Source organism: Ammoniphilus oxalaticus, assembly GCF_003609605.1.
In the GTDB taxonomy this organism is placed as follows: Bacteria; Bacillota; Bacilli; order Aneurinibacillales; family RAOX-1; genus Ammoniphilus; species Ammoniphilus oxalaticus.
In genome coordinates this window covers 98510-121264 of record NZ_MCHY01000001.1, presented here as the reverse complement: position 1 = coordinate 121264, position 22755 = coordinate 98510, and the positions used below count along the sequence as shown (strand labels likewise).

21 protein-coding genes and 1 pseudogene are annotated in these 22755 nt (G+C 38.8%); 8 read left to right on the top strand and 14 right to left on the bottom strand.

Annotated elements, in window-relative coordinates; all coding sequences use genetic code 11:
- Positions 1 to 23: 23 nt before the first annotated feature.
- Genes BEP19_RS00630 through BEP19_RS00620 form a run of 3 tightly spaced genes read right to left on the bottom strand, consistent with a single transcriptional unit; the run spans position 24 to position 1248 of the window.
- Positions 24 to 551, bottom strand: coding sequence for a hypothetical protein (locus BEP19_RS00630; protein ID WP_120187930.1), 528 nt, complete (start codon positions 549 to 551; stop codon positions 24 to 26).
- Position 552: 1 nt separating this feature from the next.
- A complete protein-coding gene (locus BEP19_RS00625) occupies positions 553 to 762 on the bottom strand; it encodes a helix-turn-helix domain-containing protein (protein ID WP_120187929.1) in 210 nt (69 codons plus the stop codon).
- 9 nt (positions 763 to 771) lie between these two features.
- Positions 772 to 1248, bottom strand: coding sequence for a DUF2975 domain-containing protein (locus BEP19_RS00620; RefSeq protein WP_120187928.1), 477 nt, complete (start codon positions 1246 to 1248; stop codon positions 772 to 774).
- Between the two features lie 453 nt (positions 1249 to 1701).
- On the opposite strand from BEP19_RS00620, the gene BEP19_RS00615 reads away from it, so the two are divergent.
- Positions 1702 to 3396 (top strand): methyl-accepting chemotaxis protein, encoded by a 1695-nt coding sequence (locus BEP19_RS00615; RefSeq protein WP_120187927.1) that lies wholly within the window; start codon positions 1702 to 1704, stop codon positions 3394 to 3396.
- Positions 3397 to 3464: 68 nt separating this feature from the next.
- Here BEP19_RS00615 and BEP19_RS00610 read toward each other — a convergent pair whose 3' ends face one another.
- Together BEP19_RS00610 and BEP19_RS00605 are read right to left on the bottom strand one after the other, a co-directional pair.
- The gene (locus BEP19_RS00610; protein WP_120187926.1) at positions 3465 to 4133 is read right to left on the bottom strand and encodes a response regulator transcription factor; all 669 of its coding nucleotides are present in this window, start codon (positions 4131 to 4133) and stop codon (positions 3465 to 3467) included.
- Positions 4126 to 6477, bottom strand: a complete 2352-nt coding sequence (locus tag BEP19_RS00605) for a sensor histidine kinase (protein WP_120187925.1) — start codon at positions 6475 to 6477, stop codon at positions 4126 to 4128. Before BEP19_RS00605 ends, BEP19_RS00610 begins: the two co-directional genes overlap by 8 nt.
- Before the next feature lie 1576 nt (positions 6478 to 8053).
- Between BEP19_RS00605 and BEP19_RS00600 the strand changes: the two genes are divergently transcribed.
- Positions 8054 to 8428 carry a DUF5412 family protein gene (locus BEP19_RS00600; RefSeq protein WP_120187924.1) on the top strand — a complete coding sequence of 125 codons (375 nt, stop codon included), beginning with the start codon at positions 8054 to 8056 and terminating at the stop codon, positions 8426 to 8428.
- Positions 8429 to 8540: 112 nt separating this feature from the next.
- Here BEP19_RS00600 and BEP19_RS00595 read toward each other — a convergent pair whose 3' ends face one another.
- The 6 genes from BEP19_RS00595 to BEP19_RS00565 form a co-directional block, all read right to left on the bottom strand.
- The gene (locus BEP19_RS00595) at positions 8541 to 10673 is read right to left on the bottom strand and encodes a M56 family metallopeptidase (RefSeq protein ID WP_120187923.1); all 2133 of its coding nucleotides are present in this window, start codon (positions 10671 to 10673) and stop codon (positions 8541 to 8543) included.
- Between the two features lie 33 nt (positions 10674 to 10706).
- Complete coding sequence (locus BEP19_RS00590; protein ID WP_120187922.1) at positions 10707 to 11105, bottom strand: BlaI/MecI/CopY family transcriptional regulator; 399 nt, start codon at positions 11103 to 11105, stop codon at positions 10707 to 10709.
- Positions 11106 to 12000: 895 nt separating this feature from the next.
- Positions 12001 to 12555 carry a signal peptidase I gene (gene lepB, locus BEP19_RS00580; RefSeq protein ID WP_120187920.1) on the bottom strand — a complete coding sequence of 185 codons (555 nt, stop codon included), beginning with the start codon at positions 12553 to 12555 and terminating at the stop codon, positions 12001 to 12003.
- Positions 12556 to 12675: 120 nt separating this feature from the next.
- A complete protein-coding gene (locus BEP19_RS00575; protein WP_120187919.1) occupies positions 12676 to 13884 on the bottom strand; it encodes a chromate transporter in 1209 nt (402 codons plus the stop codon).
- A 21-nt stretch (positions 13885 to 13905) separates the two neighbouring features.
- Positions 13906 to 15192, bottom strand: coding sequence for an arsenic transporter (locus tag BEP19_RS00570; RefSeq protein ID WP_120187918.1), 1287 nt, complete (start codon positions 15190 to 15192; stop codon positions 13906 to 13908).
- A 20-nt stretch (positions 15193 to 15212) separates the two neighbouring features.
- Positions 15213 to 15539: an ArsR/SmtB family transcription factor gene (locus BEP19_RS00565; RefSeq protein ID WP_120187917.1), complete on the bottom strand. Its 327-nt coding sequence runs from the start codon at positions 15537 to 15539 to the stop codon at positions 15213 to 15215.
- Between the two features lie 526 nt (positions 15540 to 16065).
- Here BEP19_RS00565 and BEP19_RS00560 point away from each other — a divergent pair.
- A complete protein-coding gene (locus BEP19_RS00560) occupies positions 16066 to 17226 on the top strand; it encodes a cation:proton antiporter (RefSeq protein WP_120187916.1) in 1161 nt (386 codons plus the stop codon).
- A 190-nt stretch (positions 17227 to 17416) separates the two neighbouring features.
- Here BEP19_RS00560 and BEP19_RS00555 read toward each other — a convergent pair whose 3' ends face one another.
- Entirely contained in the window at positions 17417 to 17716 is a 300-nt protein-coding gene (locus BEP19_RS00555; protein ID WP_120187915.1) for a universal stress protein, read from the bottom strand.
- A 155-nt stretch (positions 17717 to 17871) separates the two neighbouring features.
- Between BEP19_RS00555 and BEP19_RS17880 the strand changes: the two genes are divergently transcribed.
- On the top strand, positions 17872 to 18204 hold the full coding sequence (locus tag BEP19_RS17880; RefSeq protein ID WP_245983201.1) for a hypothetical protein: 333 nt from the start codon (positions 17872 to 17874) through the stop codon (positions 18202 to 18204).
- Positions 18168 to 18287, top strand: coding sequence for a helix-turn-helix domain-containing protein (locus tag BEP19_RS17875; protein WP_245983185.1), 120 nt, complete (start codon positions 18168 to 18170; stop codon positions 18285 to 18287). Before BEP19_RS17880 ends, BEP19_RS17875 begins: the two co-directional genes overlap by 37 nt.
- Positions 18288 to 18479: 192 nt before the next feature.
- Here the strand turns inward: BEP19_RS17875 and BEP19_RS00540 are convergent, their stop codons facing one another.
- Entirely contained in the window at positions 18480 to 19382 is a 903-nt protein-coding gene (locus BEP19_RS00540; protein WP_120187912.1) for a hypothetical protein, read from the bottom strand.
- Positions 19383 to 19927: 545 nt separating this feature from the next.
- Positions 19928 to 20440, bottom strand: coding sequence for a DUF6147 family protein (locus BEP19_RS00535; protein ID WP_120187911.1), 513 nt, complete (start codon positions 20438 to 20440; stop codon positions 19928 to 19930).
- Between the two features lie 671 nt (positions 20441 to 21111).
- On the opposite strand from BEP19_RS00535, the pseudogene BEP19_RS00530 reads away from it, so the two are divergent.
- From BEP19_RS00530 to BEP19_RS00520, 3 genes and pseudogenes are all read left to right on the top strand, one after another.
- A pseudogene (locus tag BEP19_RS00530) lies at positions 21112 to 21246 on the top strand (helix-turn-helix domain-containing protein); the annotation flags it as partial.
- Between the two features lie 83 nt (positions 21247 to 21329).
- A complete protein-coding gene (locus tag BEP19_RS00525; RefSeq protein WP_120187910.1) occupies positions 21330 to 21710 on the top strand; it encodes a DUF6036 family nucleotidyltransferase in 381 nt (126 codons plus the stop codon).
- A gap of 194 nt (positions 21711 to 21904) precedes the next feature.
- Positions 21905 to 22378, top strand: coding sequence for a hypothetical protein (locus BEP19_RS00520; protein ID WP_120187909.1), 474 nt, complete (start codon positions 21905 to 21907; stop codon positions 22376 to 22378).
- Positions 22379 to 22755: the final 377 nt, after the last annotated feature.

Below are 22755 nucleotides of genomic sequence, written 5' to 3'. Positions count from 1 at the left end.
CCACTTCCCTTGAATTCGCCCGCTTATAGTTGTTTCTTCCCCGTCAAACTCGTGATACAAAAACAGGTTATAAAAGCGACAACAGCAACAAAAATACCCATAACTAAGCCAATGAATTGCATGAAGTTATCGTTGTAAGGCGTTTCAGGCTCCATGTTAAAGATCATGAAAATGAAAATTAGCGCAAGCACGCCATAAAAGCTGCTACCGACGAATCCTTGAAGAAGCCGCTCCTTTCGCCCGCCTCTCCATGATTTATGTATGACAATCCACAAATATAAGCTCGATAAAACGGCTGCAATCATGACAAACAGGTGTATAAAAGGGATTTCTAAAAGTCCAGTAACATAAATAAGCAACAGTGTTAAACTAAACAGCAAAGCGTTTGATACGAATAAAAAAGTGCCACTTTTCCATGGGTTTTGAAACCAATCCGCCCCTGATAACTTTCCAACGAAAGTAGAATCGGAGCGGACCAACTTAAATACGAGCCTTTTATTAAAAAGTAAAATAAGTACGATAATGAATCCAACTAATAAAAAAAGTGTCATCTTAAGCGTCACTCCTATATTCCAAAATATCACCAGGCTGACAATCTAATGCTTTACAAATGGCCTCTAAAGTTGACAGTCTGATGGCCTTTGCCTTACCATTTTTTAATATAGAGATGTTAGCCATCGTGATGCCAACCCGTTCCGAAAGTTCCGTCACGCTCATTTTTCGCTTCGCAAGCATCACATCGATATTAATTATAATCGCCATGTAACCACCTCAAATCGTCAAATCATTTTCTGTTTTTATTTCGAATGCGCTTCTCAATAGTTCCTGTAGAACTGCCGCAAAAAACGAGATTGTTAGAGACGCAAATAGGATTGAGAATCCTATCATGGCAACGCCAGGATGCATCGCATTTTCGATAATGAGAAAAACGACCCCCACTATGTATAACGCGGAAATGATGATCGCGCAGTTCTTAATCGATCGCAACGAAACAATGGCTAAATCTGAAAAAGCGTTTTTACTTTCTATATAATTCAGTAGTTTAAAAGCTTGATATAGCGCAATGGTAAATGGAATCACTGTAACATACAGCCCAAATAGAATAGGTAATCTTAAATGAGCATACCCCGGATACATCTCAACTGTTGTTCGACCCAACCATGGCAACCAGTAGATGCACATCGTGAGAACCGCTATCCAAATAATAAAAACCGCTAACTTTAAAAAAGTGATTGTCCCCCGTTTCATAAAGCACCTCATTTTGTTATAGTAGGATTTATAATACAGTATTACTGAATAGCAATATATATTTATCGTAAATCGATAAATATATATTCTCTCTTTAAACCTATTTGGAAGCATTCCAACCAGCATATTTGCGAGAAGTAAATTAAATAAGAAGATTCTAACATACAAAAAAGAAGGTCAGCGCCATGACCCAGGCGCGTCTTTCTTCCTAAAAAGGACAAGTCGCCTATATCCACAGGATGGCGCCTTATCCGCTGTCGGGGCCCGATTGCCCCATTCCTCTGATCGATGCGTGAAGCTAAATTTGTTTGCGCCCCCCCCCGCCAACTTTTCACATAAAGTTCATTAAAAATGTTAAAAACGATTTAACAGGTTTATATAGCTGCCGATAATTAAATGAAGGGGTAGTTTCTGTTAATTTAAATATGATAGGGACAAGGGGGAATTTGACAATTGTCGATCAGGTCCAAGTTGTTGTCATCGTTTTTAGTTATTATTTTAGTTTTTGTTATTTTCGGTTTTTTTCTCATAGCTAAGATCAATGGTTATGGTCAAACGGTAACCAATCTCAAAGACACGTCAATCGAGGTCGCTTTTAAAGCGGATGACTTGAAATTGGATGTTGTTCAGGTCCAACAATTTTTAACGGATATTTCTGCCACACAGGCATTATCCGGTTTTGATGACGGCTTTGAATTGGCTGAGGTACATGCCCTTAACTTTAAACGGACGATTGCAGATTTAAAAAGAATCGATCCGAAACAGGAGGAGCAACTTTCTTCATTTGAGACTTCATTTAATGCTTATTACGAGATGGGAAAAAGGATGGCAAACGCTTATATAGCGGAGGGTCCAGCAGGCGGCAATCAAATTATGGGTGACTTTGACCAGTTTGCCGAAGATATCAATGAAAAAATTGATGTTTTCCGCGCGGGAGCGCTTGAGCGAATCCATAACGAAGAACACCAGCTTATTACAGACATCAACAAAATGACCACCTTTTCTATCACCGTCTATATCATTGTGACCTTGATTACACTTGGTTTTTTCATCATCATCAGTCGATCGATCACCCGTCCTTTATCGGAGTTGATGGTCAGCAGCGAGTCGATTGCCAATGGGGATTTAACGCATGAAATAAGGGTCCACTCGAAAGATGAAATTGGGAAACTCGCGCAAACGTTTGAAAAAATGCGTAGTCGTCTCGAAGAGATGATCTTGCAGTTGAAGACACTGACGCTCCACGTTTCTGAAAATAGTCACTATATAGCCCAAACAACACAGCAAAACAAAGAAGTTTCAGGTCAAATTTCATACGCTATGAATGAAATTGCGATTGGATCCGACAATCAAGCAACAAAAGCAACGGGAATACTTAAATTGAGTCAACGCATCATCATGCAAATGCGGGAGGCAGTCGCTCAAATCGAACAGTCTCAAAAAAGCGCAAACTCATCAAGCGATGAAGCGAATGAGGGAAGAAGATCGATTCAAGAAGCCATGGAACAACTCAATACCTTGTCACAGGGGATCACGACAGCCGTCGAATTTATTCAACAACTTGGCGAACAATCGAAGGAAGTCGGTCAAATCGTGAAGGTCATTGAAGATATTGCGTCACAAACAAATCTACTTTCTTTGAACGCTTCGATCGAAGCGGCGCGCGCGGGTGAGCACGGTAGAGGATTTGCGGTTGTTGCGGATGAAATACGTAAACTTTCCGAGCACACTAACCGGGCTACCGATCAAGTTACGGATTTAATTACAAACATTCAACTTCAAACAACGCAAACGGTGGAGCATATTCGCCAAAACCAATTAGCCGTGACCGAACAAGAACAGCGGATGAATAAAGGAACGGAATCGCTTGAAAAGATTGTTCAGCAAGCGGCAGAGACTCGTGTAAACATTCAGAAAGTTCGTGAATTTGTGCTGGATCTAAGGAGCAGTACCGAGCAAACAAATTTTGCCGCCGAGGAAATCACATCTGTTATTCAACAAAATGCCGCTTCTACAGAAGAAGTGACAGCTTCTGTTGAGGAACAATCCGCATCCTACGATGAACTTGCCGCCAATGCTGATAAAATGAATGAAATGGTAGCGCGATTGGATCAATCCATCGGGTACTTTAAGGTAAGGGATCATTAAAATAGGGGTAATGCATGCTAGACTTGTCTACTATGCATTACCCCCCTTTCACTCGACCTGATTTGAAACTACTGTATATCAAGCAAAGGTTCGTTAGGAATAACGCCAAACTGCCTCGCTTTAGCAATCGCCTCTGCTCTAGAACGCACACCTAATTTTTCAAAAATGCCTGTGAGGTTATACTCTACGGTCCGTTGGCTTAAGGATAAGGTTTCGGCCACTTCTCTGTTTCCTTTCCCCTTCGCTATTTCCAGTAGAATCCTCTGTTCTCTTTCATTAATTGAAATTTCCGCTATGCTTCCGTTACCCTCTTCGGTTGCTACCTGAACTTCTTTTCTTCTCAATTGCCTAAAAAGCGAGGTTGGTATAATGCTCTCCCCCCTTATGACGCAACGCAAGGCGGTTATAAGTTGTTCTTGTGATGCCGTCTTACTTATAAACCCGGCAATTCCCGCTTCAACAAGGAGATTAAAATGGGGAGCAATGTCGTGACCTGTATAGATCACAACGGGTGTATCCGAATGGATCGCCATTACCCGTCTCGTTAATTCTAATCCATTGATCCCAGGCATGTTTAAATCGAATAAAAAAATATCAAATGGTGTCCGCCCCACCATTTCCAAAACATTTATACTGGCATTCGTTACCGTCACAACCATATCTTCTTCTTGCTCAATCATTGCTTTTGTCCCCGCGCCAACGGAAGGGTGATCATCTACGAGTAAAATCTTAATCATATGATTCACCCTGCGCAATCAATTCTTTATGCTTATTCGCCAGTGGGATCGTAAGCTCGACACTCAAACCTTCTCCATGCGAAGAGTGTAAATTAATTTTTCCATCAAAACTTAAAACCCGATCCGAAATCCCTGTTAAACCCATATGATCGGTCGAACGCTGTAACTTGCCCAACTCGAAACCGATTCCATTATCTTCATATCTCAAGTTCAGATCCCCGCCTTTATTTTCTATCGTGATGCGCACCTGGGTGGCTATTGCATGTTTTGTTGCATTGGTTAATAGTTCCTGAATAATACGGTAAATGGCTAGTGTTTGTTCATCATCGAGACCGAGCACGGGATCGGCGTCAAAATAAATGACATAGTCGGAGCGAAGGTGGACAATTTCAAATAAATCCTGTAAAGCGGATACTAACCCTCTTTCTGCCAAAAAAGGGGGCCTTAAATTATTACAGGTTTCACGTATTTGGTAGATTACATCTAAAAAACCCTCCTTTATCTCTTTTAATTTCTGTCTTATTTCACACGGCATTGTTGGGTCCCTTAAAGCATCTTTTAGTTTACGAAACCACAATAATTGATCTTGAAGCACAGAATCATGTAAATCCGCCGCGAAATTCCGCCTTTCCTTTTCCGATAAATTAAAAATAAGCCTTAAGATCCATGGCGGAGCTGACTGACTATGCATTGACTCTTGTATTTCTTGTAATTTCAGATGAGTTAAATGCAAATTTTCATAGACGATCCCCGTATAATGCGCCATCGCTTTCAGCCAACTTTTCTCATCCTGATTAAAATCCACATAATTTTGTTTAACCCCAATCCAGAGGATATAATATTCCTGAATATTTTGCCCAATCGTAATAAGCATGCCGTCTTTAAAAGACATTCGATAACCAACCTTAAATTTATCCACTTCGTTTAGGATCGTCTTCTTAATAGATTCGATCTGATTATCCTCAGCACCCTTCCTTAACAGAACGGAGTGATCCCTTTTATGTATGGAAAAAAGAGCGCTCGATTTGATCGGAAGCACGTCTTTGACCTCTTCCAAGATTCTATGTTCGAGTTCAGATATCGTCATCACCTTTCCAATGTCATGGGCAAAACGATCTAAGTTTGCCTGAAGATAGCTAAACTTTTTAAAAAGTTTCGGATAAATTAGATAGTCTAGTCTTTCCTTCATATAAAAAGTAAAAATCAGACCAAAATAAATGATCACTACCGATTGGAACCTTTGCCCAAAAGTCGCTTCGAGTAGAATGAAATGAAGCAAAAAAATGAACATCAGTGTCGGCAAGAGGGCGATGACCGCATAATGTTGTAGTCGACTCGTCACAAAATTAATATCCAGCAGCCGATTGGCTACGACGAGATAGGTCAAAAACACCGGGAGGATTAATAGTAAAATAGCAGCTAATTCTCCCGATACGAACGTTTGCCCCCAAATTATTTCTGGGATAGCAGCCAATAAAATGAAGGGTAAAAAGACCAAAGATAACCCGCTAATTAATAACTTAAAAACGGATTCGTAGACTGTTTTTTTGTACCGAATATATCCCATCGAAATAACTGTTAAGCAAAGAACGAGATTGATCGAGAAAACGAGCAGAAAAACCACTCTAGCAATTACAAAAAGATGCCCGAATTCACCTATCATGAAACTGGCGCTAATTAATACGATGACCACGTTTAAAAGATAGAGAAAGTGTATTAACCGCTTGGATATAAGAAAAATATTAAATCTTTTAAAATAATGATATAAAAAGTGGGAAAATATAACGGGCGTTTGCAAAAAAGTTATGCTATTTATAGTCCTTGCAATAAAATCCCCTCGAGCAGAACCGCCCGCGCTTAGGTAACCGATGCTCGCTACGCACAAAAATAGACCAAGCATTAACGCCGCTAGATCGTTTTTCTTCCTAAAGTATAAAAATAAAGAACAAGACAACGAGAGGAACACTGCTATCGTCGGGAACAGAGTATGATAAGTAAACAGACTAGGAATGAACACGCGATCTACTTCATATCTATATAGTTCTCCATTTCTTACCACACCCATTTCCTTTATATTTTCAATGTTACTATATTGTTTAACCGTGGGGTGATGGTTCGGCAATGCGCCATTAATCGAGGTTACGAGATCCCCAACGGCAATCCCCTTTTCCTGCGCCCAACTAATTTCAGTCACATGCGTAATTTCCCACTCGTTTAACGTATTTCGCCCTACTTCCAAACCGATGAAAGGCGTTTTTAATGTGACTATGATTAAATAACTAGACACGATTACCACGGAGAACAATAGAAATAAAAACAGATGGTGGCTTTTAACCGATTTCATGCTATCTCTCCTATAGGCATATTTCAGCGCATTTTGTCATGACTATAGTATACAACTATGGCCAATATTTCATGGAAGTGATAGGCGCTCCCACAAGCGCCTGTTGTTCAACATCTGATAGTCCGACTAGACTAGCTGTCCCCCCTCTTTCACCTGTTAAATTACATCAGGTTTTCGCAATAAATATTCAATAATAGACTGGAACACCCTTCACATATCCCCTTTTTATGATATACCTTTATACCTAATTATACCTATAATCACCCCAGTAAACACGTATCTATTCGGTGGTATACCACAATTCGATTGCGGTCCACTCTAGATAAATAAATATAATTGTTTAATTTCTCTTGCCTTTCCTTACTTACGGGTAAAGATTCAATCATTATAAATTTCAATGTGTATTCTCTTAGACGCCCAACAATTGTTCATCTATCCCATTTCGCATCTCCGCATAAATTGTTTCAATCGTCATAATTCAGTCCTTTCTTAAAGCAATTCAATCTTACCTATATCTTTGTGGTAAACCGCAATATCAATTTCGGTGTTCTTTATAGGGAAACAATTTATACTATGAAGTAATAGTAAATAATACTCAAGGGATGTGGTCGCTATATTTTACTGTCTTTCCTGTAACGAATATCATGATAAAGCAACTGCTAAAATAGTTCTAAAAACAGGGTTCCGCACGGAATTATCGAATCCAGAGAAACAACCACTCGGCGTTTGTCTAAACGCAGATCTCGATCGTAAAAGCAAAGACAAATAACCGCTCATTCACATCGGCGTGGATATAATTATAGACATAGAATTATACTTGCCATTATTTATCCGAGTGACAAGCTTTCTATTGTTATACCTTCTGTATAATAAAGGAGCAAGCCTTTCGGCATGCCGTTATTATACAGAAGGTATTTTAGTATTTTACCCAACTATTTCAGGATAACCAACACATAAAAAAACTCCCAATCCCTTAATCTCACTGAGTTTTCCAGCGTTTTCAAAAGGCTTGGGAAGAAGAATAAGGGAATGCTGTAAATTTATTTTACGCGGTCCGAAAATTTACCGCTTACTTAATACTATTTAACTTCCGATTCCTGAAGTTCATTAACTGTGACAAATTTATATCCTTTATTTAACAATGAATGGATAATCCCTTCAGTGGCTTTGATCTGCGAGTGTCAATAAAAAAGTAGGCCAGCTGATCAGAAAATAGTAGACCAGTCACCTTGTAAAATACTAGACCAGTTGAAGTAAAACGCTGAAAGAATCGTAGGCCACTTAAGGTTAAAAAGGTGCGCCTGAAAGATCGAAGGCTCATCTTTACAGATACATCGTTTTCTTATAACATTCAATGGAAGCTAATTCCCATATCGTTGCGCTAGAAATTTGTTGTAACCGATTAAAATCGAACTCATCTACCGGTTTGAAAAAGGGGAACTTAGCAGCTTTGGTTTTCTGTTTAAATCCGCGCGCAAAATATGGTTTTATCACGCCAAAACTCTACCATTGCACATTCTAAATAAAATAGGAAAGAGAAAAGGGGGAAGTAAAAATCAGAAAAGTCTTATTAGTAATGGCAACGATTACTATTACCGCGCTGATCTCCTTATTCTTTATTCTAGATTCATTTATGCAAACAAAACTTTGGGAACTCAATGGTAGCGGGAATTTTCAAAAATCTTATGTTTCTCCTGATGGCAACTACCGAGCTGATTCATTTCTCATAAATAAAGGTGGCGCTACAGTTGGTCATCAATATAGGGTCTCTGTAACTTCTTTAACCGAGAAAAAGGAGTTTCATGATGATACAATATATTGGTTATATCCGGCAATCGATGAAATTTCTATTGGATGGAAAGACAATAATGAAATAATAATTAATAAAAGAACAATAAATATTAATGAACCCGACACCTACTATAATTGGAAATTGGATGGAAATTTATGAAGGGATAAAAAGAGATTGCAAATTATTTATGGAACCCTAAAATATGTAGGTTTTAACAAATAATTAAAAAGAGCGACTTCATCCTACAAAAGGAAAAGCCGCTTTATTCACTTTAGTGTAGATTCTTTATATCCATATAGTCAGCATTCATGAAAAAGCTCACGATTTCCTCGTCTGCCATATCATCTTGGTAAGATTCAAGCTGATAACAAACATTGTTTTCTTTCCAAAAATAGCTGGTCTTATACGGTGGTGAAGTGGCTAACATTCCATCAGCATGGTATTTTTCTGTAACCAATACCTTTTTTCCATTAACTTCAATTGAAAATACTGGTATTGTATTCTTTTCCATGTCCATTCGGATAAATGAAACCTCCCCTTCAGCTTCTATCATTTCAAAGATATTATTATTTTCAATCTGTTTAAATAAAAATCCGGGTTCACCCTTTGTTTTTCTATAATTTATAACAAGCGCCTTGCTCCAATAATCGTCTTCATCAACTGGGTAACTGAAGTTAATTTTCTTGGATTCATCAGCAGTTACCGCCTTAAACTTCCCAGGACCTTGTACTGGGAACTTGAGATTTATACCGATGGATTCCGATGCGCGGCGTAAATCATCTGTATCATAGATATTTTCAGTGATCATATAAGGATTTATAGAAGCTTCGAACATCTCCTTATCAGGGTACTTCATCGAGTGGATCATTACTAGCATGTCTTGATCGGCTAACTCTGCGCTACTCTCTAGTTGATATTGAATGCCTTGATCCTTCCAAATATAGGTCAGCTTTTCCCAGTCGTATATGTAGGATGTCACCTTGATCCCATCTAATCCGCGCGCAATCAGTGGTTCTTCCACGATTTCCCTTGCTCTTTCATCACCTTTTTTAACCTTAGCATAAGCGGCTTCTATTCCAGGTCCGTCAAGGATTGCAGAAAAATGAAAACTCCCAATCTCACCCGTTGCATCACGCTTTGAGAATCGGATAGATACATTGCCTTCTTGACTATATAGCTCTATTGGGGGACGAGCTATTATATGATCGAACTTATATCCTTCGGGTAGGATTGCCGGGACCTTATATTTAAATCCTGATACCTTAACTCCCTTTTCTAAGTTAGCATACTGACCACCGCCAAAAATTGTTGCTCCAAATAGTAATTGATCTTCATTTTTCGTAGTGCCCGCATTCGTTAATGTCGCTCCGCCAATGATAAGCGCCGTGACGATGGCTAGGGCAGACAGTCGATACGATCCCTTTTTAAACCGTTTAATCATGTTTATTCTCCTCTTCATGTGGTTCAGATTGTTGGAAAAATGTAGTGGACTTAATGTTCTTTCCTTTGATGAGTAATACTGTAGACACTCAATCATTGTCATCCCGTAAGGCACCGCCTCAGTTTCACCAAGAATCTCCAACGTATAGGCATCGCAAGCGATCTCCCTGTTATCCCTCATTTGTTTTAAACATACCCACACTAGGGGATTAAACCAATGAATCGTTAACACCAATCCCCCGATTAGATTCCACATCATATCTTTCCTCTTAAGGTGGGCTAACTCGTGGAAGATAATATGTGTCAACTGATTGGCGCCCAGCTGGTTGTTCAATTCTTCAGGCAGATAGATCCACGGATCGATGAGCCCTGAAAGATACGGACTTTTCTTATATTTTCCCGTATAGACGGGAACACTTTGCTTAATTCCTAGTTTCTCTCGACACTGTGTAACGATCGAAATAATGTCTGAATCTGTGACCCGATCGTATAATCTACGTTGTCGACTCGTCTTCCACAATACCAGACCCAAGTATACCGATAACACGAGCGTTCCAAGAAACCACACAGCTGAGAACAACTTCAAACCAACAGCTGTCAACGACATTGAGGCCTCATTAGTTTCCAAAGACGGGAACTTTTCAGGAATAGACGGATTGAGCGGAACAGGTTGCTTGTCCAGCGCTTGAAAATGATTCATTCCAATATTAGTAAATGGACGGATCACCATCCCTGATTCGGACACGTTTTGCCCATTCGAAAACAGATTGAAAATACTTACTGGACTATCTGGAAAAACGGGAACAAGCAACCGTATTAATACAATCAACCATAAAAGATGAGACAGCCGCGGACTAATATACCGCCTAAAAATCGTTTGAACCGCTAAAACCAAAAGTATGACAACACTGGCTGCGAGACTTGACTCCACTACCCATAAAAATAATAGCTGTAAATAATGCACACCTCACCGTCCTTTCTGTATGCTGCCAATCAGCTACTCATCGCTTCGTTTCTTCTGTCCCTGGTCTTGCTTTTCAAGCAGCGCTTTTTTCAATTGCTCTATTTCTTGGTCCGATAAATCGGCATGTTCAATAAAATTGGTCATCATCAAATGTGTCGCTCCATCAAACACCCTTTTTAAAAAGGAATTACTTTCCGACTTAACGCATTCTTCTTCTGACACCAACGGATAATAATTGTAGCTTCTTCCCTCTCGCTCAAAACCAATGGCCTTTTTCTTCATGAGCCTGTTAATGAAAGTCCGCACGGTTTGATCGCTCCATCCAATATCTTCTGGCAATAGTTCCGTAATCTGATTTGCCGTGATCGGATGGTTCCTCCAAATCACCTTCATAATTTCCCATTCAGATTCCGATATATTTGGCATACTCATGTGTATTCACCCTCTCAAGATTTACACTTGTAAATGATGCGTGTTAAGGTTAGTATTACATATGTAATTCAAAGGTGTCAACTAATTCCTTACTACAAATGAAAGGTGAATTTTGTTTTGTCTTACCTTGCTCTTATAATAACGATTATCTCTGCGATCGTTATTGTTTATTTGGTTAGCGAAGGTAGCCACTCACAAAAAATGAAAGCTTACTAGAATATAGATAAGGATGTCTCGAGACTAAGAATTAAATTGGAGAAGTATTTTTCACATAAAAAATCCGTACTCTAACAAGTAGTACGGATTTTCGGACGGTTGAGTAATCTACCAAGAAAAATTAACGCTTATTAGTTTTGAAGTGAAACATTAAACTTATAATCATTGACTCTTGAAATCAAAGAAGGGGTCGATCCCTTATTTGAGTGAAGTTACAGGAGGTAATCATGCGCAATACTTTTTCTTTTCCATTACCCATATTGAATATCGGATTTTACTTATTTCACACTTTTGGATTCGATAAAGGGAATCTTGGGTTTAGACCCTAGGTGTTCAAACCCTGTCGATACCCAAGGGGACTGCTAAACAAAGCGGGATAAGGATCGCCGTTATTGATTTTGCTCAAGTAATTCTACAAGCCTCTCTAAATTGTAATTGAACATATTAAATTCACTTTGATAGTCGATATCTTTTGTTGAATTTATCGCGCTGGAGATTTGACATGAGCCTACCAAAATGGAAAACCCAAGAAAAACAATTGCGCCTGTTAAGGTAAGTTTAAATCCATTATGCATTAACTCGAAGTCTCCCTTATATTTGTATGTCGATTGAATAGATGAAAGTCTGAGTTTCTATAACAAAAAATCTATAACGATCCTGTCAAGGTGAAATGAGTGACTTACTTAATCAATCGAATATCTTTAAATGGCCATAAAACAAATTCAGCGCGACCTACAACCTTATCAATATCAAAAGGACCAAGTTCGGAACTATCTAGACTGTTTTGACGATTATCTCCAAGGACATAAACTTTCCCTTCTGGCACAACTAACGGTCTAATATCTTCAGTTAAGGGTTTTACTGCCGCATTATTTTTATTTTCAGAGAGATATTTCTCTTCAACGGTTCTGTCGTTTATATACAGGGTATCATCGCGCACTTCAATTTTATCCCCAGGGACTCCTATCACACGTTTAATATAATCATTTTCTTGTGTAGCATGTAAAACTATAACATCACCGTGTTTCGGTTTACTTACAAGATAGATTGCTTTGTTTACCAGCACCTTATCGTGATTTTTTAAAGTTGATTCCATAGAGGATCCTTCAACTAAATATGGAGAAAACAGAAGGGTTCGAGTGAAAAATGCTATGATAACGGCTATTCCAATGGCCTTACCCCATTCCCATGCCTCTTTTTTCCCCTCGTTTTTACTAATATTTTTTGTATCCAAATCCAGCTTCACTCCTTTATTTTTCTAGCAACAAACCAGAACCACGCGGGACAAGCAAGCCCCTCCCAAAAACAGCCCTCGTTTCTATTAATCATACCACCTAACCTTTATTTATGATTATTAAAATAATGAAATTAGTGTCCCGCCAATTATGCCTGTTACTACAATAAGCCAAGGTGGTAGCTTCCAATAAACTAACATACTAAACAAAATTGCAGCAAAGGCAAAATCAATGGGTTTTAAAATAGAGCTAGTCCAGATCGGCTGATAAAATGCTGAAATTAATATCCCAACAACCGCTGCGTTGACTCCCATCAAAGCGCCTTTCATTTTTAGGTTGCTACGAAGACGATCCCAAAAAGGTAGCGTACCTAAAACTAAAAGGAATGCTGGTAAGAAAATAGCAATCGTTGCTACTATTCCCCCTAACCAACCATTCATAATTGCGCCTACATAAGCTGCAAATGTAAACAATGGTCCGGGGACTGCTTGCGCTACGCCATATCCAGCAAGGAATTCCTCATGACTTAGCCAACCTGTTGATACAAATTCACGTTCAAGTAAAGGTAAAACAACGTGTCCTCCACCAAAAACAAGGGAACCTGATCGATAAAAACTATCGAACATAGCAACCCAACTCAATGAAGTAACTTCTCGTAGAATAGGCAGAATAATAAGTAGTCCAAAAAACAGTGTCAAACAAGTGATTGCAACCTTGCGTGAAAAAGGAATGTGAATCTTAGCGCCATCCATTTCATCTTCCTGCCTATAAATGAGATAACCAATACATGCAGATAATAAAATGATTCCTACTTGCGCATAAGCGGTTTGCCATAATAGCGTTACGATCAACGCTAGCAAAGCAATTGCTTTTCGTTTTAAATCGGGCGTTAGTTTCTGAGACATGCCTAGAATAGCATAAGCAACAACGCTTACCGCAACAATTTTCAATCCATGGATCCATCCCGCGGAACTGATCTCATCCCCTTGAAGAATGATAGCAAAAACGATAAGGGCTATAACGGAAGGGATTGTAAATCCAAGAAATGAGACAATCCCGCCTAAAATACCAGCGCGTATGACCCCAATACCTATCCCCACTTGACTACTTGCTGGCCCAGGAAGGAATTGACACAAGGCCACTAAATCAGCATAGCTCTGTTCATCCATCCACTTCCTTCTTCTAATATATTCCTCATGAAAATATCCTAAATGCGCGACAGGTCCTCCAAAAGACATCAATCCAAGCTTGGTTGAAATCAGCCATATTTCTAACAATGACCGTATCGTGATCCTCTTTTTACTTGTGCTTTTCGCTTGAGTATCCATAAACTCTCTCCCCTAATCGTTTTAGTGAATAAGAATTAGCCATATATATAATCCCAATAGAGTAATAAACAAAGTCGGGATTGTCAGGACAATTCCTGTTCGGAAATACTGGCCCCAAGTAATCGTAATCTCTCTTCGGGAGAGGACATGAAGCCAAAGAAGAGTCGCTAAAGAACCAATCGGCGTAATTTTAGGACCTAAGTCAGAACCGATCACATTCGCATAAATAAGGGCTTCCCGAATGATTCCTTCGGTTGCTGTACCTTCGATTGCCAGGGCATCAATCATTACCGTTGGCAAGTTGTTCATAATCGAAGAAAGGATCGCGGCGATAAGGCCCATTCCCATTGTTGCGGAGAACAGACCATGGTCCGCTGTCCATTGAATCGCCTGTCCTAATAGGTCGGTCAGGCCTGCGTTTCGGAGCCCGTATACGACCACATACATACCAATGGAGAAAACTACGATTGCCCAAGGGGCTTCTTTAATCAGCTTCCAGGTATCTACTTTTTCACTCCCTTTGGCTAGAATGATAAAGAATATAGCCGCAATACCGGCTATAAACGATACGGGTATGGCAAAGGTTTCACTCAACAGATAGCCAAATAACAGGACAGCTAAAATGACCCAGGATAAGCGAAATAATGTACGATCTAGAATGGCTTCTTGCGGATTCTTAAGCTGCGTTAAATCATAAGATTCTGGAATACTTTTTCGGAAATAGAGGTACAGTACCCCTAAGCTGGCAAACAAGGCAAAAAAATTAGGGATGATCATACGACTCGCGTATTCAAGAAAACCAATGCCAAAAAAGTCCGCGGATACGATATTCACTAGATTGCTCACAATAAGTGGAAGGGAAGTCGTATCTGCAATAAATCCACTCGCGATGACATAAGCAATGATCATTTTTTCATCCAACTTCAAGGCGCGGACCATCGCCAGCACGATCGGGGTTAAGATCAAGGCGGCGCCATCATTGGCAAAAAATGCGGCTACCGCTGCTCCTAGAAAAATGACATAGACGAACATTAACTTTCCATTACCCTTAGCCAGACGAGCCATATGTAAGGCAGCCCATTCGAAGAAACCAACTTCATCTAGAATTAAGGAAATCAGGATAATGGCTACAAATGCTAATGTGGCGTTCCAGACAATCCCTGTCACTGTCCATACATCTTGGAACGTAACCACTCCAAAGGACAGGGCGAGCAGCGCGCCTACTGAGGCTGACCATCCAATCGAAAGTCCTTTCGGTTGCCAGATAACAAACATTAATGTAATGGCAAAAATCATAACTGCTATCATAGTTCTCTCTCCTTACCTATTTAGGCGTCACAATTCACAAGGAGACCTTTCTCCTCTAGCTCCTTAAACTTCTCTGAAAGGTCAGGAAGATGGGCTAGAGAAAATCCAAGCTTTTCAAACTTGTTCCGATTCAATGAATAGAACACCCACTGTCCCCTCCGTTCTTCGTTCACTAATCCTTCATTTTTTAAGCGTCCGATGTGCCTAGAAATAGCGGGTTGTGAAATGTGAAAGATGGCAGTGAATTCACAAACACAACATTCTCGATGTTTCATTAAGGCAACCATTTGAAGCCTCGTTGGATCCCCAAGAGCTTTTAAGCCATCTGTGATTTGGATTATATCCATCTTTATCTCCCCCCTTGATTCATTATTAATTACTGCATCAATAACAACGATATTATAATATAACCATATTGTTATATCTATATAGAAATGGTAATTTACAAAACCTTTACACGATAATTCAAAAAATCCCCACTTATAAAAGCGCGGGGCCGTCTTGGGTTCTTTTTTAAAATATAAAAAACCTTGACATTTTCTTAATTTTTGTTACATAATATATTAACAATTTGAATATATTTTTATTTAAATTTTGGAGGAGCCTGTCACACAAGGCCCCTTTCTGCGCTTTTTCGCAGGAGCCTTGTGTTACAGGCTCCTTTTTGCGCTTTTTTAGAGGAGCCAGCTAGACAAGGCTCCTCTTTGTGTTTTTATTGGGGACTGACCCAGAAAGGATGATGAATAACGGGATACATTCTGTAGTAAGTCTTTTGCATTTTACATGAATAGACCTTTGTATGCTTTGAGAAGAACAATAAGTTCCTTCGTTTTCTGTTGAAATGTCTAAAAATCTTATTATCGGAGGTAATATATGTTTATTCTACAAATCGTCATTGTTTTACTTGCTACAAAATTAGCTGGTCAATTAAGTGTTCGATTAGGGCAACCGTCGGTGTTAGGTAAAATTATCGTTGGGATTATTTTAGGTCCTGCATTACTTGGGTGGGTAAAGGATACTGAAATCATCGATGTTTTTAGTCAAATTGGTGTTTTACTATTGATGTTTTTAGCGGGGTTAGAAACAGACTTGAAGGACTTAAATCGAAATAAGAAAGCAGCCTTACTCGTTGCGGTTGGCGGTATCGTTATTCCCCTTGTCTTGGGTTACGCTGGAACACAATTTTATGATTTTTCAACGTCAGAATCGATTTTTATGGGTTTACTATTATCTGCTACTTCCGTTAGTATTTCTGTTCAAACATTAAGAGAGCTTGGCTGGTTGAATACCAAGGAAGGATCCGCATTACTAGGAGCTGCAGTATTAGATGATATTATTGTTGTCATTCTAATTGCAGTTGCAATGGGTGTCTTTACAGGATCGGATACGAATATTGGGTTGCTCCTTGGACAACAAGTCTTATTCTTTGCGGTTGTTATTTTAGCTTCTAAATGGTTGGTTCCCAGATTTATTCAATTATTCTCACAGTTTAAAGTAACTGAAGTTACTCTAAGCGCAGGATTAATTATCGCGTTCGGCTTTGCATATTTTGGAGAATTGCTTGGTGTTGCTGGGATTATTGGAACGTTCTTTGCAGGAATTGCCATTTCTCAAACCAAATTTAAAGAGGAAATTGAGTATAGAGTGGAACCGATTGCAAATGGGATCTTTGTTCCTTTCTTCTTTGTCAGTATAGGATTGCCTGTTTCATTTGATGGGATCGGAAACCAAGTAGGATTTCTTGTTATTTTCTCGGTAATCGCCGTATTGTCAAAGTTTATTGGCTGTGGTCTTGGCGCTAAGATATCAGGGTTTAATACAAGATCTTCAATGGGAATCGGTTCTGGGATGATTTCAAGGGGAGAAGTTGCCTTAATATTAGCTGCAATGGGATTAGAGGGTGGATTACTAGCTGCTCAGTATTACACTTCTACGATTATTGTTATTATTTTAACGACACTAGTTACACCACCTTTATTAAAAGTCTTTTTTGGAACCCGAAACAAACAAGATAATAAAGATATAGCCTTGTAAAAATTACTGTTGCATGATTTCTCCAGAGACAAACACATTCTTTGTGAAAAGGCAGAATAGGAAAAGTACCATGCATTCATTTTGCTAACTAGAATCGCCCCCTTTATAAAAGGATAAAAAATACGAATGCCACAGGTTCGTCATATCTAACCCGTGGCATTCGAGCTATTATCTTGCTAAATCCACTTTTTTATTGACGTAACTTCACATACTCTATGATTTCATCGCTCGGACTCCCTTTTAACATGTTAACCTTTGCCACCACTCCAGCCTCTTTTGCGAGTTCTATAATCGGAAGCATTTTTTGCTCTCGCTTTAAGACTAGGCTCTCTGGACTTTGCGATAACAGTCGCTCCTCTTTCGCCTTATTATAATCGGATACATAGATTACTTCTAACTGCGCTTCTGGTAAGCATTTCACGATCGTAATCGCGTGTTGTGCCGCGCGCAGAGCATTTTCTGATCCATCAACTGCTACAGCAACCCTCACAATAGCTTCCTCCCTGAAGCTAATTGTTTGTACAATCGTTCACTTGAAGAATTTAACCCTTGAATCTGTACCTTCACTCCTTTTTTCTCAAGGTTTTGTTTGACTTTAAGTATGGCGCCGACTTCCGATTCATCCCACAGCTGACTGTTTTCAAAATGAATGACGAACTGTTTATCCAAATTATTTTCGTGTTGGCCGACTCTCTGCAGGAACTTATAGCTATTTTACGATTAGCTCAGCGAGATCAAATCATCATCCACTTTGTCGATGAACAATTAACCAATCAAACGATCCAAAAAACTTTACTCCTTGAAAACGCTGCTTTTTTTGCAGATTTACAGTCTAAATTTCTAAGCCATTCTTCCACATTTCGCTGCAAGCTGCGAAATATCAAGGTCAACCGATTCGTCGTCCACGAAAAACAGATTACAATTTACAGCGCGCCTTTGAAATGTATGACAGTAAAAATTACACGCTGTATGACATAAAAATAGCGACTGGAATTAGTAAATCTACTTTATATCGTTATTTAGATGATCACGCTAGATCGTTATCTGAGGGGAAAGATTAGTAGTAATGGGGCAAGCTTTATTTTGGGAGGAGGTATCACTTCTTCAACAGCAACACCCGTTTATTTAAATTAATTAGACTGTATACAATAGGCTCTAACGGCTCATACAGAAAAATTTCTTTATAAAAAGAAGAACCTGCCGTTTTTGGCAAGTTCTTTTTAATCGAGGAGAAGGGGATTCATATTAATATTTTACTTAAAAATGGAAACGAAACTCTGACACGTTGTTATCACATGTTGATAATAGCCAGTAAGCCTATCGTAGACTGATCGTGAACGATCCTCATTACCTTTACTTTCCTCTAGTTTTTCAGTCATTTCATCAATATCCGCAGGCTCCGCTACTTCTTCCGACGCAATTTCATCTTTCGATTCAACAATCTCATTCGGGCCGTCAACAGCAATGTCTGTAGATTCCTCTCCATTTACCCTCTGTTGCTGAATGTAGTCTTCAAAAAAATTATTTAAATTCTTTTGATCCTGAATCACTTGCTTATAGTATTCATCTATCCAGCTATGAGTATCCGCATCGGCGTCAGCAGTCGGATCTTCTAGATCAAGGTCCACATCGGCATCAGCATTTAGTTCTTCTAAATCATGGTCCGCATCGACATCAGCAGTCGGATCTTCTAAATCAAGGTCCGCATCGGCATCAGCAGTCGGATCTTCTAAATCAACGTCCTCATCGGCATCAGCAGTCGGATCTTCTAAATCAAGGTCTGCATCGGCATCAGCAGTCGGATCTTCTAGATCAACGTCCTCATCGGCATCAGCAGTCGGATCTTCTAGATCAGGATCCATATCGGCACCATCAGTCGGATCTTCTAGCCTTTCTTCTTTATTTTTTGCTACTTCACTAACAATAGAACCTTTTCCGGGTGGAGTATTTAATGATTTCGCTAGTTTTGAAACTACCTTTCCATGATTCTTAGCTTCTGACTCCTTTTCAGTGTGCGTAACATCCCCCTGTTCAAGTTCATCAGCTAATACAGGCGCTCCAGCGCTGAAAAAAGCGGAAGCTAGTAAACTCGTTGACATCGCAACTGGGATCCATCGTTTCTCTGTCTTCTTGTTTTTCTGATTCATGTTTCTCATGTTTCTCCTCCTAGCTATTGTTTGACGGCTTGTCCAACCGTCTATGTACACTTTATAAGGAATATATAAACACAATATGTTGATTTCAAGAAGTTCTTTTAGGGAAGTATGATCCTTCTATTACCACTATTCCCCATTTAATAAGGCGCTCAAAAAATTACCCTGTTTCCATAATAGATTCGGAAACAGGGTATTGATCGCTCAGATAATCCTTTGGATTCCTCGCTAAAAAAACCATAGCATTCTAAAATATAACCAGTTAAGAGACATCGACATTTCAGCTTATCAAAAAACATCAAGATAAGATTCCCTCGATTAATACAACCGACTACATTCATATGTCACTAATTAAGATTTCAAGCTGAATGGCTTAAGTCAAAGAATGGAAAACCATTAAATATTAGAAAAGCCCAATGATCGAGTAAACGTGAAATTAAAAACACTTAATTTGTGTTTAATCACTTATCCATATAATCTGAAATTGTTCAAATTACTATGTCAATGAAAAAATCGAGGAATACCAGTCGTACTGGCATTCCTCGTTTTTAGTTTACAAGTATGTAAGTTGAATAAGTATTATCACTTTCAATTAATCCGCCCTTATTTATCCAATGATAAGCGCGAGTCCGATAGTAATAACCGCTTACGATATTTGTTTTTTTCTCTGCCGTGACTATGGAAGAATTAATATTTTTAAATTCCCCAATGTAACCTATTTCTATCCATTTTCCCTTAGATTCGTCCCATCTTTGTAGATATAAGTCAATGCCAATAGTATTTACAGAAGAATATGCTCTTGTACTTCCACTAACAGTTACTTGACTTGATGATGCTTTAGCAATCGAACTTTGGCTTCGCATTAAATATTCAGTAGCTTGTATAGTGTTATCATAGAACTTATTCGCTTGACCATTAGAAAGATCTTTTGAAGGCGCCCCTTCTGTTGGCGCTGCGGGAAGTTCTATCTCTTTAGCGGCGCTACCGTCCTGAACGATCACACCTGTAGTAACCATCATAACAGCTAATAATAATAGCGCTATTTTTTTAAACAAACTCACCTAACTAACAACTCCTTTTCAGTTTTCTATAAAATTAGACGTTAAAAGAATAGAATTAGTTCCCTAAAATTTACCTAACCCGGATATTTCTTGATTCAATTATTTTTCATTACAAATTAGTTAGCTTGTTTCCGCTACTAATCTATCCATTGACATGATCATTCAGACTTTGCGCGAAATACGACCTCAGGATGCCTGATTATTGCATATAAATTGAGCCACATAGGCGGAGTTTAAAGCCAGTCAGTGAGGAAGAGTGAGCGACCTTCTGCGGAGTTAAGAGCCAGTGCGCTAAATAAAATAACCTCTTGTATAATAAACAAAGCATGCGATTAAGCATTACGATATTATACAGAAGGTTTTTTTGGTGGTTAATTGTCGTAAAATCCTAGACTGTATTGGAATACCGCCACTAAAAAATGTACCACCAGTGCCATCCTATTTACCAGCTAGTAACAAAGATTGTATCAGTAAGTGACAAGCAGTTTACCACGATTTCTTCTGTATAATTATTGAGTGCGCTTTTCAGCGTACCTTTATTATTTAGGAGGTATTTCTGTATGATTCTGGACTATCAACAGTAAATTGGACAGATTATTTAAGGTCTAGTTTCAATTAGTAAAATTCTAGTCGGTGCTACCCCTGCTTTAATAGGGGTACCGCCATCAAGTGGACGTCCGAATAAATTTGGACCGAAAGATATTAAAATGATGAAAGCACTGATTGAAAATGGTACGCCGATTAAAGATGTTGCTGAAAAATGGAATGTGTCTCGAACAACGATATATCGCTATTTGGAAAAATAACAAAAAATCCAGTTTATCTTCTCAGGTAAGGCCGTTTAATTTTATTGATCTGGGTGGTATCTGCACGAGGAAGAAGTAATGATATGTTTGAAAATCAGCAGCAGGTAATAAATACTTTATTAGAACTTGACTTTGATTTAGATGAAAAGAATCTTAAAGAAAAAGTTCATTTTTGTATTTTTGGCGGAACAGCATTCTTATTTTTCAGCCAAAGATTCCGTGCTACATCGGATATTGATGTCCTTTTCCTAAACAAAGTAATGAATAATGATGTCATCAAAATCTTCAATGAATATGACATTAATAATCAGATGCAGGGTATTGTCGGAGTACCAGAAGATTATATGAATCGCGCCTATGAATTGAGTGGATTTAAAAATTTAAAGGTATTTGTAGCCCATCCAATCGATTTAGTTATTTCAAAATTAATACGCGGAGATATGCGTGATGCTACGGATGTGTAGGATTCAGATATATTAAGTGAGATCGATGATTTAGATATGCTACGGGATTTTTACAATGAAATTGTGGGGTATACCGTAGGACACCCCATTCGATTTATTGATATTAATGATATAATTGAAGATTATTATCGAAGGAAATCATAGTCTAAAAGAATCTATATCGGTTATAATAATCAATAATCGGAGGTGGTAACATGGATTATCAACAATACACCCAATCAACAACTGAATTAGTCAAACATCTTTTTTATGGACAGATTCCATCCATGGACGAGTTAATCGAACATGCGAAACGACATGAACGAGTTCGAAACGCAATGGTTCTATACTCGCTGAATTCATCCGAGGACTTCTATACATTTTTACAGGCTGCTAACGAGGATCCAAAAGTTCAGGAAATGTTACTCGACCTCCATACCGCCTTAAAGGTCCCTTATTTTCCGCCCCTTCGTTCTTTAACACGAATGTTAAGGCACTTACCCTTTTACGAACAAACAGGATATACTTTGGATCGGCAAGGTAACAAAATGACAACGGCTTCGCAACAAATAGCTAAATTACTTCTTAGCTTGAATCGCCTTTATAATAGAAAGGTTAGGAAAATGTCACCCGAAAAACATCGGTATGTTACAGAAAGACGAGCAGATATCACCTTAATTAAAAGGTGATTTTTTATAAACAACTAATTTCCGATAGTCTAATCCCGAAATTCAATCCATTCTTGCGGCTCAAAAGACAAGCTATTAGAGCTCAGTATTATTCATATTTTTCCCCTTAGTCTCGGTGTTTGTCAACATAGTTGTCGCATATAACTTAGTTTAGTGTTTATGATTTGCAAGGAACTACCGCGCTGTCGCTTGGTGGCCTTGTCATGCAAGAACAGATTTTTCTGTTCTTGCATGACAAGGGTAAATTGATTTACGCTTAATCCCTGACAGATCGATTTATTTCATCTTTGACTGGATTTAAAGCCACTGTATCATGCGGATCCCAATTCCTTGTTGTTCTTGACCAGCGTTCTGGACGGTTCATCTTTGCTTGTTCA

What these genes read in the sequence shown, in the direction of transcription:
- BEP19_RS00630 (WP_120187930.1), bottom strand. Translation starts at nt 551, where the DNA reads ATGACACTTTTTTTATTAGTTGGATTCATTATCGTACTTATTTTACTT.
- BEP19_RS00625 (WP_120187929.1), bottom strand. Translation starts at nt 762, where the DNA reads ATGGCGATTATAATTAATATCGATGTGATGCTTGCGAAGCGAAAAATG.
- BEP19_RS00620 (WP_120187928.1), bottom strand. Translation starts at nt 1,248, where the DNA reads ATGAAACGGGGGACAATCACTTTTTTAAAGTTAGCGGTTTTTATTATT.
- BEP19_RS00610 (WP_120187926.1), bottom strand. Translation starts at nt 4,133, where the DNA reads ATGATTAAGATTTTACTCGTAGATGATCACCCTTCCGTTGGCGCGGGG.
- BEP19_RS00605 (WP_120187925.1), bottom strand. Translation starts at nt 6,477, where the DNA reads ATGAAATCGGTTAAAAGCCACCATCTGTTTTTATTTCTATTGTTCTCC.
- BEP19_RS00600 (WP_120187924.1), top strand. Translation starts at nt 8,054, where the DNA reads ATGGCAACGATTACTATTACCGCGCTGATCTCCTTATTCTTTATTCTA.
- BEP19_RS00590 (WP_120187922.1), bottom strand. Translation starts at nt 11,105, where the DNA reads ATGAGTATGCCAAATATATCGGAATCTGAATGGGAAATTATGAAGGTG.
- BEP19_RS00575 (WP_120187919.1), bottom strand. Translation starts at nt 13,884, where the DNA reads ATGGATACTCAAGCGAAAAGCACAAGTAAAAAGAGGATCACGATACGG.
- BEP19_RS00570 (WP_120187918.1), bottom strand. Translation starts at nt 15,192, where the DNA reads ATGATAGCAGTTATGATTTTTGCCATTACATTAATGTTTGTTATCTGG.
- BEP19_RS00565 (WP_120187917.1), bottom strand. Translation starts at nt 15,539, where the DNA reads ATGGATATAATCCAAATCACAGATGGCTTAAAAGCTCTTGGGGATCCA.
- BEP19_RS00560 (WP_120187916.1), top strand. Translation starts at nt 16,066, where the DNA reads ATGTTTATTCTACAAATCGTCATTGTTTTACTTGCTACAAAATTAGCT.
- BEP19_RS17880 (WP_245983201.1), top strand. Translation starts at nt 17,872, where the DNA reads ATGAATGACGAACTGTTTATCCAAATTATTTTCGTGTTGGCCGACTCT.
- BEP19_RS17875 (WP_245983185.1), top strand. Translation starts at nt 18,168, where the DNA reads ATGTATGACAGTAAAAATTACACGCTGTATGACATAAAAATAGCGACT.
- BEP19_RS00540 (WP_120187912.1), bottom strand. Translation starts at nt 19,382, where the DNA reads ATGAGAAACATGAATCAGAAAAACAAGAAGACAGAGAAACGATGGATC.
- BEP19_RS00525 (WP_120187910.1), top strand. Translation starts at nt 21,330, where the DNA reads ATGTTTGAAAATCAGCAGCAGGTAATAAATACTTTATTAGAACTTGAC.
- BEP19_RS00520 (WP_120187909.1), top strand. Translation starts at nt 21,905, where the DNA reads ATGGATTATCAACAATACACCCAATCAACAACTGAATTAGTCAAACAT.